Origin of the sequence: Ruoffia sp. FAM 26255 (assembly GCF_045528525.1) — a bacterium.
In the GTDB taxonomy this organism is placed as follows: domain Bacteria; phylum Bacillota; class Bacilli; order Lactobacillales; family Aerococcaceae; genus Ruoffia; species Ruoffia tabacinasalis.
Map to the genome: position 1 here is coordinate 22,941 of NZ_JBGQQX010000019.1, position 15,163 is coordinate 38,103.

Sequence of the window (15,163 nt, forward strand, 5' to 3'; positions counted from 1 at the left end):
GACGTCCTTTCCTAATGACTAATCTTTTGAACTGAAGCCTAATACTTCATCAACTGACTTTCTAATTGATCCAACTTGAACTCCGTATACTACTTGAACATTGTTCCCTTTGACAACAACTCCACTCGCTTGAGTTTCATTTTTCAACCCAGCTTCATCAACAAGTTCAGGATCTTTTAATACCGTTCGAAGTCTTGAATAACAATTCGTGACTGATTCGATATTATCTTTTCCACCTAACAACTCAACAACAGTAACTCCGATGCTTCCACGTTCTTGAGTAGCGACATCTACATCATCTTCATGGCTAAGGTTCGTTTGCTTATCTAAATAATCTTTTTTTGAATATAATCTTGTCTCTGCTCCCTCAGTCTCACGTCCGATTGTCTTCAAGTCCATAATTTTAATTAAGAGTCTAAAGACAACAAAGTAGATGACAAAGAACACAAGTCCAACCAAGATATACATTGGCCAGCCCGTTTTTTCAATTCCTAAAGGTACGTTCATTAATAAGAAATCAATAAAACCATTAGGACCAATTGAACGGACATTGAATATGTTTAATACAACCATACTTAAGCCACTTAAAGCCGCATGCACAACATATAAAATGGGTGCGATAAACATGAATGAAAATTCAATTGGTTCAGTAACTCCAGCAATAAATGAAGTAAAGGCTGCCGGAATAAGAATAGCTTTCGCACGTTGTTTCTTATCTGGATCTGCTGTAACGTACATTGCCAGACACGCTCCGATTAGACCAAACATCTTCGAAATACCACGCGCGTCCCAGATAACACTTTCAGATAATTGACGAATTGACGGTTCAACCATCTCAGCATAATAAATATTACGAGAACCCTCGAATACAGCTTCCCCAATTACTTCAGTCCCACCAAGTGATGAATATAAGAATGGTGTATAAACTAAGTGGTGTAAGCCTGTTGGGATAAGTAATCTTTCAAGAGCACCATATACGAACAGTCCAAAGTTACCAGCATGTTGAATCCACCCACCAAGTGAATTGATACCACTTTGGAAGAACGGCCAGATGTAAGTCATCACAATCGCAAAAATAACTACAACGGGAATTAAGACTATAAATGCAAAACGTGTTCCACCATAAATATTAAAAGCATTATTGAATTCAATATCTGCATACTTGTTGAATACATATGCGATGATGACACCAAGTAGGATCCCAGCGAATACACCCATGTCTAAAACTTGAACCCCTAGAACGACACTCTGTCCAGTTCCTCTTAAAGCTTCTGGATCAGCTAATGTTCCGTTAAGTTCCATAAATTTGTTCATAGCGTTAATGAAAACTAAAAATGCTAACATTGCAGTGAAACCAGCTTCACCTTTTTTATTATCAGCTAAACCAACCGCAATTCCGACACAGAATATGATACCTAAATTCTGTAGAATTGTTACTAATGATCCGGATATAATCGTTCCAAATCCGACGGTGTATGGATTATCTAGAAATGGTACCACCTCTAGTAAATTTGGATTCGTAAAGATATTCCCAATCGCAATCAACAAACCAGCTATCGGTAGAATCAAGACGGGAATGAACATCGCTTTTGAAAAACGTTGCATGACATCCATTATACTTTGCCCTTTGTTCATACATGAACCTCCTTTTTGTTTGTAAAAATACTCTACCATCAAAACGCTTTCATTAACATAGGAAAGGGCTTCTTAGGAATTTTTTCCAAAAAAAAGAAAAGTTTTTCTATAATTTAGAAAGACTTTTCAATAAGATACTCTAAATAGAGTAATAACATCGAATAAAATTGGGTGGAGTTAATATTATTTCGATCCAAAAACTGATTGTCATCAATCGTAAAAGCAATATCTGATAGATTTGCGAGTGAATTATCACTGGAGTGGGTAAATGAAATAACACCTATACCTTTCTCTTTCGCAATCTCAGCTTTAGTATTCACGAGATCTGTTTCGCCACTTTTTGAAACACATATAATATCTGAAATACGATGTAAATTATTGAGAAATAAAGCATTTGTATCCGCTCCATTAGAGTAATAAACCAGCTCGCCTTGCCCAAGTATTTTCTTATATAAATACTCTCCGATAATCCCTGAATATCCTGTTCCAATAATGTAAAGTGAACGGTCATCTTTTTTTGTCCGCTCGACAAAATCTAGTAAATTTTTTTCATTTTGTATAAATATCTTCTGAATACTCGTTGATAAGTCACCAATATAAGTATCCACTTCGCCGTCCACCGTCTTAACTTGCTGACGACTCAAGTGATAAATCATATCTGTAAATCCATCGAATCCAAGCTTCTTAGCTAATCGAAAAATTGTCGACTTAGAAGTAAACGTTTCGTCCGCTAACTTTTGAATCGTCAAATCTTTTAACATAGTCTGATTATTGTCGATGTACTTCAGGACAGTATTTTCAATATCGGTAAATTTTTTGTTCGTTGTATAATAATTATGTTTCAATATGGTATCCTTTCTAAAATGTAGTAGTTTATGATTCCGTTCATTTCATCTGTCTTTATTATACATCTAATTAGTTACTGCACCAAAAGGTACTTTGATATTAATTTACAGGTATTTTGAGAAAAATATTCTTATTATTGGCATTAATTCGTTTTATTTTATTTTACAAGGTAAGTTAACCATAAGTACCTATAGAAAAACCACAGTTTATCAGCTGTGGTTTTCTATCTCTACTAATTCTTCGCATCCCTCTCCGACAATAATCGTAAGCCGTTTAAAATAACTAAGAAGGTTGACCCTTCATGGAACACAACGCCCATTGGCAAGTCGAGCGCACCAATAATATTTAATATGACGAACATTACAATCACTGAGATTGAGAAAATGAATGATACACATTTCTCAGTCTCATCCTGTAAATAATTCAACAAAAATTCTTTTTTCTCAAGTTGATTAATAATTAACTTTGGATCATATTGCGAGCCAATTTCTTTTCGATTGATAAAGCTTTTCTAAGTGATTGTTCTAATAGGTCCATCTTGAATACCTAAACTTAGATCAAGTTGGCTTAGTTTTTCAACAGCTGGTATATCTGCTGGTGCCCAATTTAATGCTTTAATCTCTTTAGAGGCGAGCCATTTAATAGCAACATGTTCAGTCAATACTAGTTCACCAAGTTCCAAATGACAGATAAATGTTGTTAAGTTAACAGTCCAAAATCATAGGTATAACTTGCTACATCAAAGATCTCGTCACTCACTACTACTTCGATTTTTAATTCTTCAATCAATTCTCTATGAAGTGCTTCTTGAGGCGTCTCACCTTGCTCAATCTTTCCGACAGGAAATTCCCATAAATAAGGTAAGGATCTCTCTCCTCCCCGTTGAGCGCATAATATCTTTCCTTCTTTTATTAGAATAGCTCCTACCACATTAATTATCTTAGTATCCACTCACCTTATCCTTACTATTATAATGTTAATTTGCATCATTGTACTTATCATTCTATATGAAAGCGAGGAATGTATGAAGGTCGTTTTGGAATTTGGTGATAGTTTTATAGCCCAAAAAACTACCCCCGTCGAATCTCAACAGGAAGAACTCTATCAAATTTCAACTAAAACTAACTTCTAACGTCTTTTCCGACTATCCTTCCGTATCAAGTACCACCCCAAACCAATGAAGGCTAAGCCACTGACAGTACTTGCATACATATTAGGTACCGTCGGACTCAATGAGATCAGGACAAATCCTAATGCAACAAGCAGTAATTGCCACTTTGCATTCATCTTAATTCACCGTATCAGACTCAGTGTCTTCTTCGATTCGAACTCTATTGGCCGCCAAGACAAATGGTACGTAGATAAAGGAGGCAACCACTATGTTAAAGAGAGATAGTAAGGCCGCTTCAATGCTACCACCCGTCGCTAGATATGCATATAATCCTGGTGGGGTAATCCGAGGAACTGCTAACAATACGGGCGGTACCCAACCCCATGATGTTGCGAAGTAAGCGATTGTTGCCAGAACAGGTGGTGTAATTAACCATGGAATCGCAAACTGTGGATTCAATACAATTGGCATCCCGTAAGCAATTTTTATCGTTAGTTTTTTATTATAGTTTGAAAGCATTATAGATTTTGCTAAATGATTAACCCTGATTGATTATTGAAGAGAAAATGAGTGAAGGATTGGATTTGGCTTCGTAATGATGCACGAAGACAAATACGAAACAAATACCGGCCTGGTGGTATCCCACCAAGCCAAATACCTGCCCACGAATCATCGCCAGATCTCCTTTACTCTCTATTATACTCAACAGCTCCAAAAAAAGAACTACCAAAATAAATTAGTAGATCCTTCATACAAAAATATTTAAAAACTCTTCAACATTCGTAAGGCATTCAAGATCACGAGAATCGTACTTCCTTCATGCATCACCACGCCTAGGCCAATATCCATCTTACCTAAGAAGTTCAACGTTACTAAGGTGACCACTACAATCATCGAGAAGATAATGTTTTGCCATGTAATCTTATTCATCTTTTTCGTCAATCGATGCGCGTAGGCAAGTTTACTTAAGTCATTTTGCATCAGAACCAGATCCGCAACGTCCATCGCGACATCGGTTCCCTCACCCATCGCAATCCCAACATCAGCGGTAACCAAGGCCGGCGCATCATTGACGCCATCGCCCAACATCGCTGTGAGACCGTACCGCTCTTGTTGGTCTTTGACAATCGAAGCTTTATCTTCTGGCATCACATTCGCTTGAACCTCATCAACGCCAACTTTTCGACCAATCGCCTCGCCCGTTAGCTGAGCGTCTCCAGTGATCATTGTCGTATGAATGCCCGCCTCTTTAAAGTACGCCACCGCACTTTGCGCAGCTTCATTAGGTACATCCATCAAGGCAATCAGTCCAATCACCCAATCTTCGCGCCCGATATACACCACTGTCTTTCCTTCTTGAGCTAATCGTTCTTTGAGTTGATTATACTCTGGGCTAACCTTATCAAAGGAAGTTGGTTTACCAATCCGATAATGCTGATTGTTGTAAGTTGCCGACAAGCCTTGTCCTACAATGTTCTCTACCTCTAAAGACAAAGTGCCCGATCCTGGGAAATGCTTAATAATCGCTGACGCTAATGGATGATTCGATTGCTTCTCCATCGATACAACAACATCAATTAATTCTGCTTCATCAAGCTCCTCGTCATATTCAAAGTCGGTCACTTCCGGTTTCCCGTGAGTTAATGTCCCTGTCTTATCAAAGGAAACAGCCTTAAGATCCGCTAACTTGGATAAATATTCCCCACCTTTAACTAGAACACCTTTTCTAGACAGATTCGATATCGTAGCTAACGTCGTTGGAATCGCACTGGCGGCGAGTGCACAAGGTGACACCGCAATGAGATACACCATCCCACGGTACCAACTCATCTCCCAAGTCCAATCAAAGACGAAGGGCCCTGACAAGATGACAAAGGGGAATAAGAATAAAACAAATGAAACGTATTTAGGCTCCAGACGTTGAATCAAGGTCGCTGTCTTCGTGAGACTACTTTGCGATTCATTCACCATCTCCAGAATTTTAGCAAAAACCGTCTCAGAGCTATCTTTTGTCACTTGCATTGTAAAACTACCCGATTCATTCATCGTACTCGCAAATACTTCATCACCGACCGTTTTTTCTTTAGGAATACTCTCACCGTTAATCGATGATTCATCCACTGAACTCGTTCCTTGAAGAATAATACCGTCGGTCGGAATTTGATCGCCATTTAATACTTGTAATGTATCGCCCACTTTGACCTCTTCAACGGAAACTAAGTGTGTCTCACCATTTTCAAGCACTAACCGTGCCTCAGTGGGGTTCATCTCAAGTAAATTCGTAATTTCCTTCTTACTTTTCCCATCGACATAACTTTCTAAGAAATGTGCTCCGGCAAAGATGACAATTAATAAGGCACCCTCTTCACTATTGCCAATGAGAACAGCACCCAAAGTAGCGAGCGCCATCAAGAAATGAATGTTAGGCATGAAGCGTTTCAACTTCAAAGTATTAGAGATGGTGTCGCCAACACCTTCCATAATGACATGGTAACCTGCCGTTACGATTGATGCCAAGAAAGCGCTAGTAGCAAGTAAGTTATTATTTGTAAATTCGAAATAGAGCCCCACAAAGAAAGCAATTAACCCGATAAAATACAAGACAACCGGTAATTTACCATGATGTTGATGTTCATGCTCAGTGTGAGCCTCGTGATTATGTTCTTTTATTTGATTCATCACTGCCAACTCCTTTACGTTAAGTGTAATGATTACGCTTCATATGAAAAATAAATCATATGTTAGTTATATAATACATGAACATTCACTGATATAGCAAGTGGAATGAGGTCTTAGTTTTCTCTAAGATTCCAAGACAACTAAGCCCATCCAATCCGATGGCTGTCAATATGAAACTAACATTTGATAAAAGTAAATTCTCTCTGGCTTACTCTTTATCTAAAACACGAACATTCATCATTTTAGCTCTTTTGATTATTCGTCATCTATTGTCATATTCTCCCTAGAAGTTATACTCTTTCAGTAGAGTATTTTACTTTTTAAGGAGGAATTATTTTTGTCTTCTAAACACATCCCGTACATTGTGATTACACCGGGATTCATATTGTTAGTTGTCTTTCTAGTCATGCCTTTGTTATCCATTATTTGGCCGACATTTTATGATGGCGCTTTTACCTTTGAATCCTATGCGTCATTTTTCTCAAGTAGTTTCAATTTGAGTATTCTATGGCGGACCGTTAAGCTGTCTTTAATCGTCACCTTATTCACAATTATCTTAGGTTTGCCAACGGCTTATTACATCTCTCGCACAGGCAAGAAGTGGCGTTCGCTCTTGATGGGCTTCGTTCTCTTTCCATTATTAACGAATTCTGTTGTGAGAAGTTTTGCTTGGATTAATATTTTAGGTACAAATGGGATTGTGAATCAATTCTTACTGAATACTGGGCTGATCTCGCAACCATTGAAGTTATTGTACACAGAGTTTGCGATTGTGATTGGTTCAATCTATCTTTTCTTGCCATTAATGATTACGACTTTAGTGGGAATTTTAGAGAACATTGATACTGAAATGATTGAAGCAGCTGAGACACTGGGAGCGAATCCGCTTGTTGCCTTCGTTAAAATAATCTGGCCCTTAAGTATTCCTGGTGTCATTGTGGGAAGTATCTTAGTGTTCACTGGGACCTTTACCGCTTATACGACGCCACAATTACTAGGTGGGAATCAGAATATGATGATGTCAACTTTCCTCTATCAACAAGCAATGTCTTTAGGTAATTGGCAAAGTGCTGGCGTGATTGCTTTGATTATGATTGTCACAACGATCCTTGTCATGAATGTCTTTAATGCCATTGCGAATATGGTTGACCGTAGAGGAGGCGATCTTAATGCGTAAACAATTTGGCTTGAAACTCTTTGTCATTCCTGTTTTTCTATTTCTATTTATTCCCTTATTCATTATCATTGTGACCTCTTTTGGTGAGAAGCCAACGATTCAATTCCCGATTGAAGGTTTTACCTTAGATTGGTATGCGAATGTCTTTACAACGGGTGGCTTTCTAACGAGCTTTTGGTTGAGCTTGCGTATTTCATTTCTGGCGACGCTCTTAGCCTTAATTATTGGTGTCCCCGCTGCTTATGCCTTGTCGCGTTATGAATTTCCCGGTCGTACACGGTTGAAGAGTTTCTTCCTGTCCCCGACGATTATTCCTGGGGTGGTTGTTGGTTTTGCTTTGTTTCAGTTTATTGTGATTCGGATGCAAATTCCAATTTTCATTGGTTTGCTTTTAGGACATTTCTTAATTAGCTTGCCTTACATTATTCGCGTCGTGGGTTCAAGTTTAGAGCAATTAGATATGTCCCTTGAAGAAGCAAGTTGGACTTTAGGTTGTACACGTTTGGAAGCCTTCTTTAAGATCGTTTTACCTAATATTACTTCAGGTATTTACGCTGCTTTTATGTTGGCCTTTATTAATTCATTCAACAACATACCGGTGTCACAATTTTTAACGGGCCCGGGCTTTACAGCCTTACCTACGAACTTAATGGGTTATATCGAATATAACTATGATCCAACAGTTTCGGCATTATCTGTTCTGTTAATGCTACTGACAATTATCTTAATGATTATTATTGAGAAGACTTTAGGTCTCGCTTCAATATCTTAATAAGGAGGACGCCAATACAATGGCTTTTGTTAATTTGAATGACATTCGCGTCAGTTATGACGGGAAGACAGATATATTAAAAGATTTAAACCTCTCCATCGAAAACGGAGAACTTGTGTCACTGCTCGGTCCATCGGGTTGTGGAAAGACAACAACTTTGCGTGTCATTGCTGGATTAATTGATCCTAATGATGGGCAGTTTACAGTGGATAACGAAGATTTGACTGCTACACCCGTACATAAACGCCAATTCGGAATGGTCTTCCAGTCTTACGCCCTGTTCCCGCATTTAACGATTTTTGAAAATGTGGCCTTCGGTTTAAAAATGCAAAAAGTAGACAAACAGACGATTAAAGAAAAAGTCACTGCCATGCTTGAAGTGACTGGCTTAGCTGACTTTGCTGACCGTTATCCTAAACAGTTATCCGGTGGGCAAAGACAACGGGTTGCTTTAGCTCGCGCTTTAGTTATTGAGCCGAAGTTATTATTACTAGATGAGCCTTTGAGTAACTTAGACGCTAAATTACGTGTCTCTATGCGTATGGAAATCAAACGAATTCAAAGACAATTAGGTATTACAACTGTCTTTGTTACCCATGATCAAGAAGAGTGTTTCTCAATCTCAGATAAAGTAGCTGTTATGAACAACGGAGTCATTGAACAATACGCAACACCTGAGGAGATTTATCATTCTCCTAAAACAGAGTTCGTTGCTCGTTTTATTGGCTTTGAGAATTTTATTAATCTTACAAAACAAGCAAGCGGCGCTTACGTTACTGATAACGGTACCGCGATTCATACAACTCAAGCGGACTTAGACCGAGCAGAAGTGAAGGCAACAATTCGCCCAGATGATATTCTAATCATTGACCATACAATTTCTGAAGAGAATACAATTGTTGGTAAGATTTTAGTTCGGACATTCTTAGGTAAAAGTTACCAATACGAAGTGGAGACTCCGGTTGGTAAGTTAATTGTCAATGATGACTCACAAACTCTGTATCAAAGTGGCGATCAAGTTACTCTTTATCTAACACCAGAAAAATTAATTTTAGTTTAAAACATTCTTAAAGGAGAATATATAATGAAAATTATTAAAACATCTGTATTAGCTTTAACATCAGTTATGGTCCTTGCGGCTTGTGGTAATTCAGACACGGCTTCTACTTCAGACACAGCATCTGCTCAAGATAATGGTGAATTAATTGTCTCGACGTTTGCGATTTCAGAAGATGTGATTCAATCTGACGTCTTTGCTCCATTTACTGAAGCAGAAGGCATTAATATTACGCACGAAGTTGGGAATTCAAGCGAACGCTTTACAAAATTACAAAACAACCCACACTCAACCATTGACGTCATTGAACTATCTCAAAACAACGCAGCTTCAGGGGTTGCGGAAGGAATGTTCGAGCCTTTAGACGAAGAAAAAGTACCGAATTTAGCTTTATTAGTAGACGGTGCCCAAGATGCTGTGGATTCAGCTGGAGCGCCTTATACAATGAATAGTATCGGAATTATCTACAATGAAGAAGCGGCTGGCATGACTATCGATGAGTGGTCTGATTTATGGGATCCTGCTTTAGAAGGTAAGATTTCGATTCCAGATATTACAACAACGTTTGGTCCAGCGATGTTACACGTTGCAAGTGATCACGCAGGTGTTGATATTACAACTGATAATGGTGAAGCGGCTTTCCAAGCTTTAACAGACTTAAAACCAAACATTACAAAAACTTATACAAAATCATCTGACTTAGCGAACCTTTTCCAATCTGGTGAAATTGTTGCAGCCGTTGTTGGTGACTTTGCTTACCCAATTATTTCTGAAGCAAACCCAGATGTGCAATTCATTGTCCCTGAATCTGGAACTTATGCAAACTTCAATACTTTAAACGTCGTTGCTTCTTCAGAAAATAAAGAAGCGGCTTATGCTTTCATTAACTGGAAACTCAGTGAAGAATTACAAACACAAACAGCCAGCTCATTAAATGAAGCCCCAACAAATGCGGACGTTGAATTAGACGAAGAAACAGCTGCTAATAAAACTTACGGTGATGTTGCTCAACGCGCCAAAGCCATTGACTTTACTTTTGTTAACGAGAACTTAGACGAGTGGATTAACACTTGGAATGAATTGATGAACCAATAGTCTTTAGCTCACTTTTGAAAAGATGAAATTTCGGGGAGTCACCTGAAGTTTCATCTTTTTCTCATTGTTCTTGAAAGGATTGAATAAATTGATTGATTTACTCATTGAAAATGGGCAAGTATTTAATGCCTTCTTAAAATGCTTTGAAAGAAAAAATATCGCGATTATTAACGACCGTTTCTACTATATTAAAGAGACTGATTTGCGTTATTTAAATCCGAAAGAGATTGTGGATGCCTCGGATAAATTTATTGTTCCAGGTTTGATTGATATTCACATGCATATTGAAAGCTCGATGATTCCCCCATCAACCTTCTCTGGAGCTGCCCTGTCTCATGGAGTGACAACAGTGGTTGCGGACTCTCATGAGATCGCGAACGTCTTTGGCATTGAAGGTATCTATGCGTTTATGGCACAAGACACGGTAATGGATATCTTCTACGCGATTCCTTCATCGGTTCCGTCGACGGTTCCCGAACGCGAAACAACTGGTGGAATGATCGGTGTCGCTGAAGTGACGGAGTTATTGGAACATCCAAAAGTAATTGCTTTAGGCGAAGCCATGAACTTTAAAGGCATCACTTCAGAGCCAGATTCACTGATTCAAAATATTCTACAAACAGTGCAGACGAACAAGCCTTTCATGCCTCTCGAAGGCCATATTCCTCGCGTTGAATGTGAGGACTTAGCTAAGTTTATGTATGCCGGTTTAAACGCCGACCATACCCACCAATCCCCTGAATCGATTCTAGAAAAGATTGGGAGCGGGATATTTATTGAGTTGCAAAAGAAATCACTAACAAAAGAGAATATTGCGGTAATTAATGAACATCAGCTCTTTGAACATGTCGCTTTAATTACTGATGATATTATGCCTGATGACTTGTTAGAGGGACATTTGAACGCCAACTTGCGTCTTGGTATTCAGGAAGGCTTAGACCCGGTCGATGCCATTTATATGAGTACATACACGCCGGCGCGCCGGATGGGCTTTCAAGACCGTGGTGCCATTGCGAGTGGGTTAAAAGCGGACTTTATTCTGTTGAATGATTTGGATACTTTCGAGATTGACTGCGTTTATAAAGATGGCCGTTTAGTTCATCGAGCCGGTGATGCCTTGGCTTTTGATCAAGAGGCTTTAGACTTTCCAAGCCACTTCTATTCGTCTGTTAACTGTGCTGAACTCACCCTCGATGATTTACGAATTCCGGTGCGTGAAGATGTGTCTGAAGTGATGTGTAATGTGATTCAAATTCAATCTGTCGGGACCTTTACCGAACATGTGAAGCGAACGGTTAAAGTGAAGAATGGCTATTTGGATTGGGAAGCTAGCGGCTTGTCATTAATTATTGTTCAAGAACGATATGGGAAAAATAGACAAGTTGGTTATGGGCTCGTAGAAGGCGCATTGAGTGACAAAGGTGCTGTCGCAACGACTTGGGCACATGATCATCATAATTTAATGGTCATGGGAACATCAAGTGAAGATATCTTACAGGCGCAACGCGAAGTTTTACGTCTGAATGGGGCTTATGTTGTTGCGCAAGGCGGAGAAGTTGTCGCAACTTGTCCTCTGCCGATTGGTGGAATCATAAGCGATAAAGCATTACCTGAGATTGGTCGCGATTTAAAAGCGGTGCGCCAGGCCATGATTCATTTAGGATATGACAATACAAATGAAATTATGTCTTTTTCTACGCTATCTCTTCCAGTGTCGCCTCAAATTAAAATCACAGACTTTGGTATGATGGATGTACATACACATCAACTGATTCCATTAATGGAGGATTAAGCATGAAAACATTAATCAAAAACATTCATTTAATTACCTTGGACGCACAATTTACACAATTCGAAGACGCCTTTTTAATGATTGACGGTACGCAAATTGTGGGCTTTGGCGACGCTAGTCAAGCTCCTTCTGAGGCGGATTTCGATACAGTGATAGACGGAAATGGTGCCATAGCTATGCCAGGTATGGTGAATACCCACACGCATGTAGGAATGATTCCTTTTAGATCGCTTGGAGACGACACACCCGACCGGTTAACGCGCTTCTTATTTCCTTTAGAGCATGAATGCATGACGAAGGAATTAGCCTACCACAGTGCTAAATATGCCATTGCAGAAATGCAACTTGCTGGAGTGACAACTTTTTTTGATATGTATTATTTTGAAGAAGAGATTGCAGTAGCAACAGATGAAATGCATGCTCGCGCGATATTGGGCGAATCTGTCATCGATAAAAGTCCGGACAGTGAGATTGAATTTGGTGGCTTAGCTTATAGCGAAGATTTTATTCCACGTTGGTTAAATCACGACCGCATTACCCCTGCGGTTGCGCCTCACGCGCCTTATACCAATACGGATGAGTCGCTCATTGCTGCGAGTGAATTGGCTCGCAAATATAATATTCCTTTCTCCATTCACCTGAGTGAAATGACTTTTGAGATGGATAAATACCGTGAAGAGTATGGTCAAACACCCGTTGAATATTTAAGTCAGCTCGGCGTATTAGATGAGAAAACCTTGGCTGCTCATTGTATATTCGTGACTGATTCAGATATTGCTTTAATGAAAGAAAAGCAAGTTTCAGTCGCGCATTGTATCGGTGCGAATACGAAATCAGCTAAAGGCGTGGCACCACTCTCTTCAATGTTGGAGGCGGATTTAGCTGTCGGTTTGGGAACGGATGGTCCTAGTAGTGGAAACACGCTTGATTTATTCACGCAAATGCGGATGGTGGCGAATTTTCATAAGACTCATACTGGAAACCGTGCTGCCTTCCCTGCACAAGAGATTGTTCACTTAGCGACTCTAGGAGGAGCTGAAGCAATTGGGATGTCAGACTCAATCGGATCGATTGAAGTTCGGAAAAAAGCTGATATTGTTTTAGTTGAAACTGATTCGGTGAATATGTTCCCAATCTTCGATGTTTATAGTGCTTTGGTTTACTCTACGAATGCATCGAATGTGAGCCATGTCTTTGTTGATGGGAAGTTAGTTGTGGATGATAAGAAACTGGTCTTGACTTCCATTTCTGATTTGCGCGGGTATTTAGCTAAGGAAATGACTTATTTCACTGAAAAAGCGTTGGAGTTTAGTGAAGATTTATAATTTAGCAGGAACTATTTTTATAGTTCCTATTATTTTTTTCTTGCTTTTGTTTTTTATTTCCTTTATATTTAATTCCAGACAAATTGAGTCTTTAATTAAGGAGGCCATGTTATGAAATATTCAAAAGCAACGAATTACGCCCTGCATTCGATGGTTCATTTAGCTATGGAGTCGGATCGTGAAGCGGTTCGGGTTGAGGATTTGGCTAGTCGCCAACATCTGTCGCCGAGCTATTTGTCTAAGATTTTGACTAAATTATCTAAAGCCGGGCTTATTACGTCAACACCTGGGGTTAATGGCGGCTACCAATTACTTGGATCACCTGATTCATGTTCATTTTTAGATATTATTCAAGCTGTCGAGGGACAGGAAGCCATGTTAAATTGTACGATGACTCATGAAAGTACGCATCATCACGAATGTTTAATTGAAAATGCGATTTCTGAGGCTGAAGTTAAGATGCAGGAAGTTTTGGCGCAGAAGACTATCGGAGACATTTTAAAAGAAGTGCACGCAAGACAACAGCATTAGGCTAATATTGAAATAATTATTAACCAACTGGACTGATGACTTAGTTGTTGCTACTAATGGATTGGTGGTCTTTGATTCAGAACAAAAAGCACTCTTAGAGGGAAATAACATTCGACTTATCGAAGATACGATTCGTGAATTAAAGGGTTCTGACGGGCAACTTGAGAGTGTCCATTTTGAAGGTGGTGAGATTCTTGAGCGTACGGGAGGTTTTATTACGACAGAATTAAAACACCCGATGCCATTTATTGAGCAACTGGATCTGGAAGTGAGTGAAGCTGGCTTTGTTGTGACGAATATGATGGGACAGACAAATATCCCAGGCATCTATGCTGCTGGTGAAATTACGGGTCCTTCTCAGCTCATCGTCTCTGCCAGTCAAGGTCATATGGCCGGTATTGGTATTATCGCCCAAGCAAGTCAAGCGAATTTTAATCGCATTTAAGGAGAGAATTGAATGAATCATATACACAAATTTAACCAACTAGCATCGCATTACGACTCATCAAATAATATTAAAATGGCTGAGCTCGCAACTGAAGCCATCCGCCCTTTTCTAAATGATGAGCGCTCGGAAAAAGTGGTCGACTTAGGCTGCGGAACCGGCTTAGTCGGCTTGGAATTACTTGAGGACGTGGATTCAATGTTATTTGTGGACGGGTCTGAGAAAATGCTGGAACAAGTCGAGTTGAAACTTGCTGAGAAATCCGCACACAATGCATCGGTTCGCTTGATGGATTTTGAAAAAGGTATTCAACTTCCCGAAAAAGTCGATACGATAATTATGTCACTTGTCTTGCACCACATTCCTAATTATCAAGCATTGTTAGCGTCGCTACTTGAACAGTTGAATGAAGACGGCCGATTATTACTGATTGAAATGGGTAAACAAGGTCATGGACACGGCTTTGACATGAATCAGTTGGCTGAAGAAGTTCAGACAGCAGGCTTTGGGAATGTAGAAGCAGATATGTTCTTTGAAAATCAAGAAAGCTCGCGCTTTTTATTGCGCGCGATGTCAAGTCCATAATCTTGTGTAAAAGTCTCAATGTAGTTATATCATCTGGTCATCATGCACATTACACTTGTAAGAATGTCCGAGCGTTATTTTCCCAATTTTCGTGGAAATCAATTAATATCGAA

At 39.3% G+C, this 15,163-nt stretch carries 13 protein-coding genes and 2 pseudogenes; 9 read left to right on the forward strand and 6 right to left on the reverse strand.

Annotated elements, in window-relative coordinates; genetic code table 11:
• Positions 1–18: 18 nt before the first annotated feature.
• The 6 genes and pseudogenes from ACEN31_RS05290 to ACEN31_RS05315 all read right to left on the reverse strand — a co-directional run bounded on the left by ACEN31_RS05290 (position 19) and on the right by ACEN31_RS05315 (position 6,271).
• Entirely contained in the window at positions 19–1,635 is a 1,617-nt protein-coding gene (locus ACEN31_RS05290) for a PTS transporter subunit EIIC (protein WP_407093532.1), read from the reverse strand.
• Between the two features lie 113 nt (positions 1,636–1,748).
• On the reverse strand, positions 1,749–2,480 hold the full coding sequence (locus tag ACEN31_RS05295) for a MurR/RpiR family transcriptional regulator (protein ID WP_407093533.1): 732 nt from the start codon (positions 2,478–2,480) through the stop codon (positions 1,749–1,751).
• Positions 2,481–2,713: 233 nt separating this feature from the next.
• The gene (locus tag ACEN31_RS05300) at positions 2,714–2,908 is read right to left on the reverse strand and encodes a hypothetical protein (protein ID WP_407108846.1); all 195 of its coding nucleotides are present in this window, start codon (positions 2,906–2,908) and stop codon (positions 2,714–2,716) included.
• 84 nt (positions 2,909–2,992) lie between these two features.
• Positions 2,993–3,432: pseudogene (locus ACEN31_RS05305) on the reverse strand ((deoxy)nucleoside triphosphate pyrophosphohydrolase).
• Positions 3,433–3,769: 337 nt separating this feature from the next.
• Positions 3,770–4,075 (reverse strand): annotated as a pseudogene (locus ACEN31_RS05310) (PTS sugar transporter subunit IIC); the annotation flags it as partial.
• Between the two features lie 279 nt (positions 4,076–4,354).
• Positions 4,355–6,271, reverse strand: a complete 1,917-nt coding sequence (locus ACEN31_RS05315; RefSeq protein ID WP_407089807.1) for a heavy metal translocating P-type ATPase — start codon at positions 6,269–6,271, stop codon at positions 4,355–4,357.
• 337 nt (positions 6,272–6,608) lie between these two features.
• Here ACEN31_RS05315 and ACEN31_RS05320 point away from each other — a divergent pair, with 337 nt between their 5' ends.
• The 9 genes from ACEN31_RS05320 to ACEN31_RS05360 all read left to right on the forward strand — a co-directional run bounded on the left by ACEN31_RS05320 (position 6,609) and on the right by ACEN31_RS05360 (position 15,050).
• Complete coding sequence (locus ACEN31_RS05320; RefSeq protein WP_407089806.1) at positions 6,609–7,448, forward strand: ABC transporter permease; 840 nt, start codon at positions 6,609–6,611, stop codon at positions 7,446–7,448.
• Positions 7,441–8,220: an ABC transporter permease gene (locus tag ACEN31_RS05325; RefSeq protein ID WP_407089805.1), complete on the forward strand. Its 780-nt coding sequence runs from the start codon at positions 7,441–7,443 to the stop codon at positions 8,218–8,220. The genes ACEN31_RS05320 and ACEN31_RS05325 overlap by 8 nt, the downstream gene beginning before the upstream one ends.
• Positions 8,221–8,239: 19 nt before the next feature.
• Entirely contained in the window at positions 8,240–9,280 is a 1,041-nt protein-coding gene (locus ACEN31_RS05330; protein WP_407089804.1) for an ABC transporter ATP-binding protein, read from the forward strand.
• A 24-nt stretch (positions 9,281–9,304) separates the two neighbouring features.
• Positions 9,305–10,372, forward strand: a complete 1,068-nt coding sequence (locus ACEN31_RS05335) for a PotD/PotF family extracellular solute-binding protein (RefSeq protein WP_197103003.1) — start codon at positions 9,305–9,307, stop codon at positions 10,370–10,372.
• Positions 10,373–10,451: 79 nt separating this feature from the next.
• A complete protein-coding gene (locus ACEN31_RS05340; RefSeq protein ID WP_407093535.1) occupies positions 10,452–12,164 on the forward strand; it encodes an adenine deaminase C-terminal domain-containing protein in 1,713 nt (570 codons plus the stop codon).
• Between the two features lie 2 nt (positions 12,165–12,166).
• Positions 12,167–13,489 (forward strand): amidohydrolase, encoded by a 1,323-nt coding sequence (locus tag ACEN31_RS05345; protein ID WP_407108844.1) that lies wholly within the window; start codon positions 12,167–12,169, stop codon positions 13,487–13,489.
• A 111-nt stretch (positions 13,490–13,600) separates the two neighbouring features.
• Positions 13,601–14,020, forward strand: coding sequence for an Rrf2 family transcriptional regulator (locus tag ACEN31_RS05350; RefSeq protein ID WP_407089801.1), 420 nt, complete (start codon positions 13,601–13,603; stop codon positions 14,018–14,020).
• Between the two features lie 64 nt (positions 14,021–14,084).
• Positions 14,085–14,465: an FAD-dependent oxidoreductase gene (locus ACEN31_RS05355; protein WP_407089800.1), complete on the forward strand. Its 381-nt coding sequence runs from the start codon at positions 14,085–14,087 to the stop codon at positions 14,463–14,465.
• Between the two features lie 12 nt (positions 14,466–14,477).
• Positions 14,478–15,050 carry a class I SAM-dependent methyltransferase gene (locus ACEN31_RS05360; RefSeq protein ID WP_407108845.1) on the forward strand — a complete coding sequence of 191 codons (573 nt, stop codon included), beginning with the start codon at positions 14,478–14,480 and terminating at the stop codon, positions 15,048–15,050.
• Positions 15,051–15,163 lie beyond the last annotated feature (113 nt).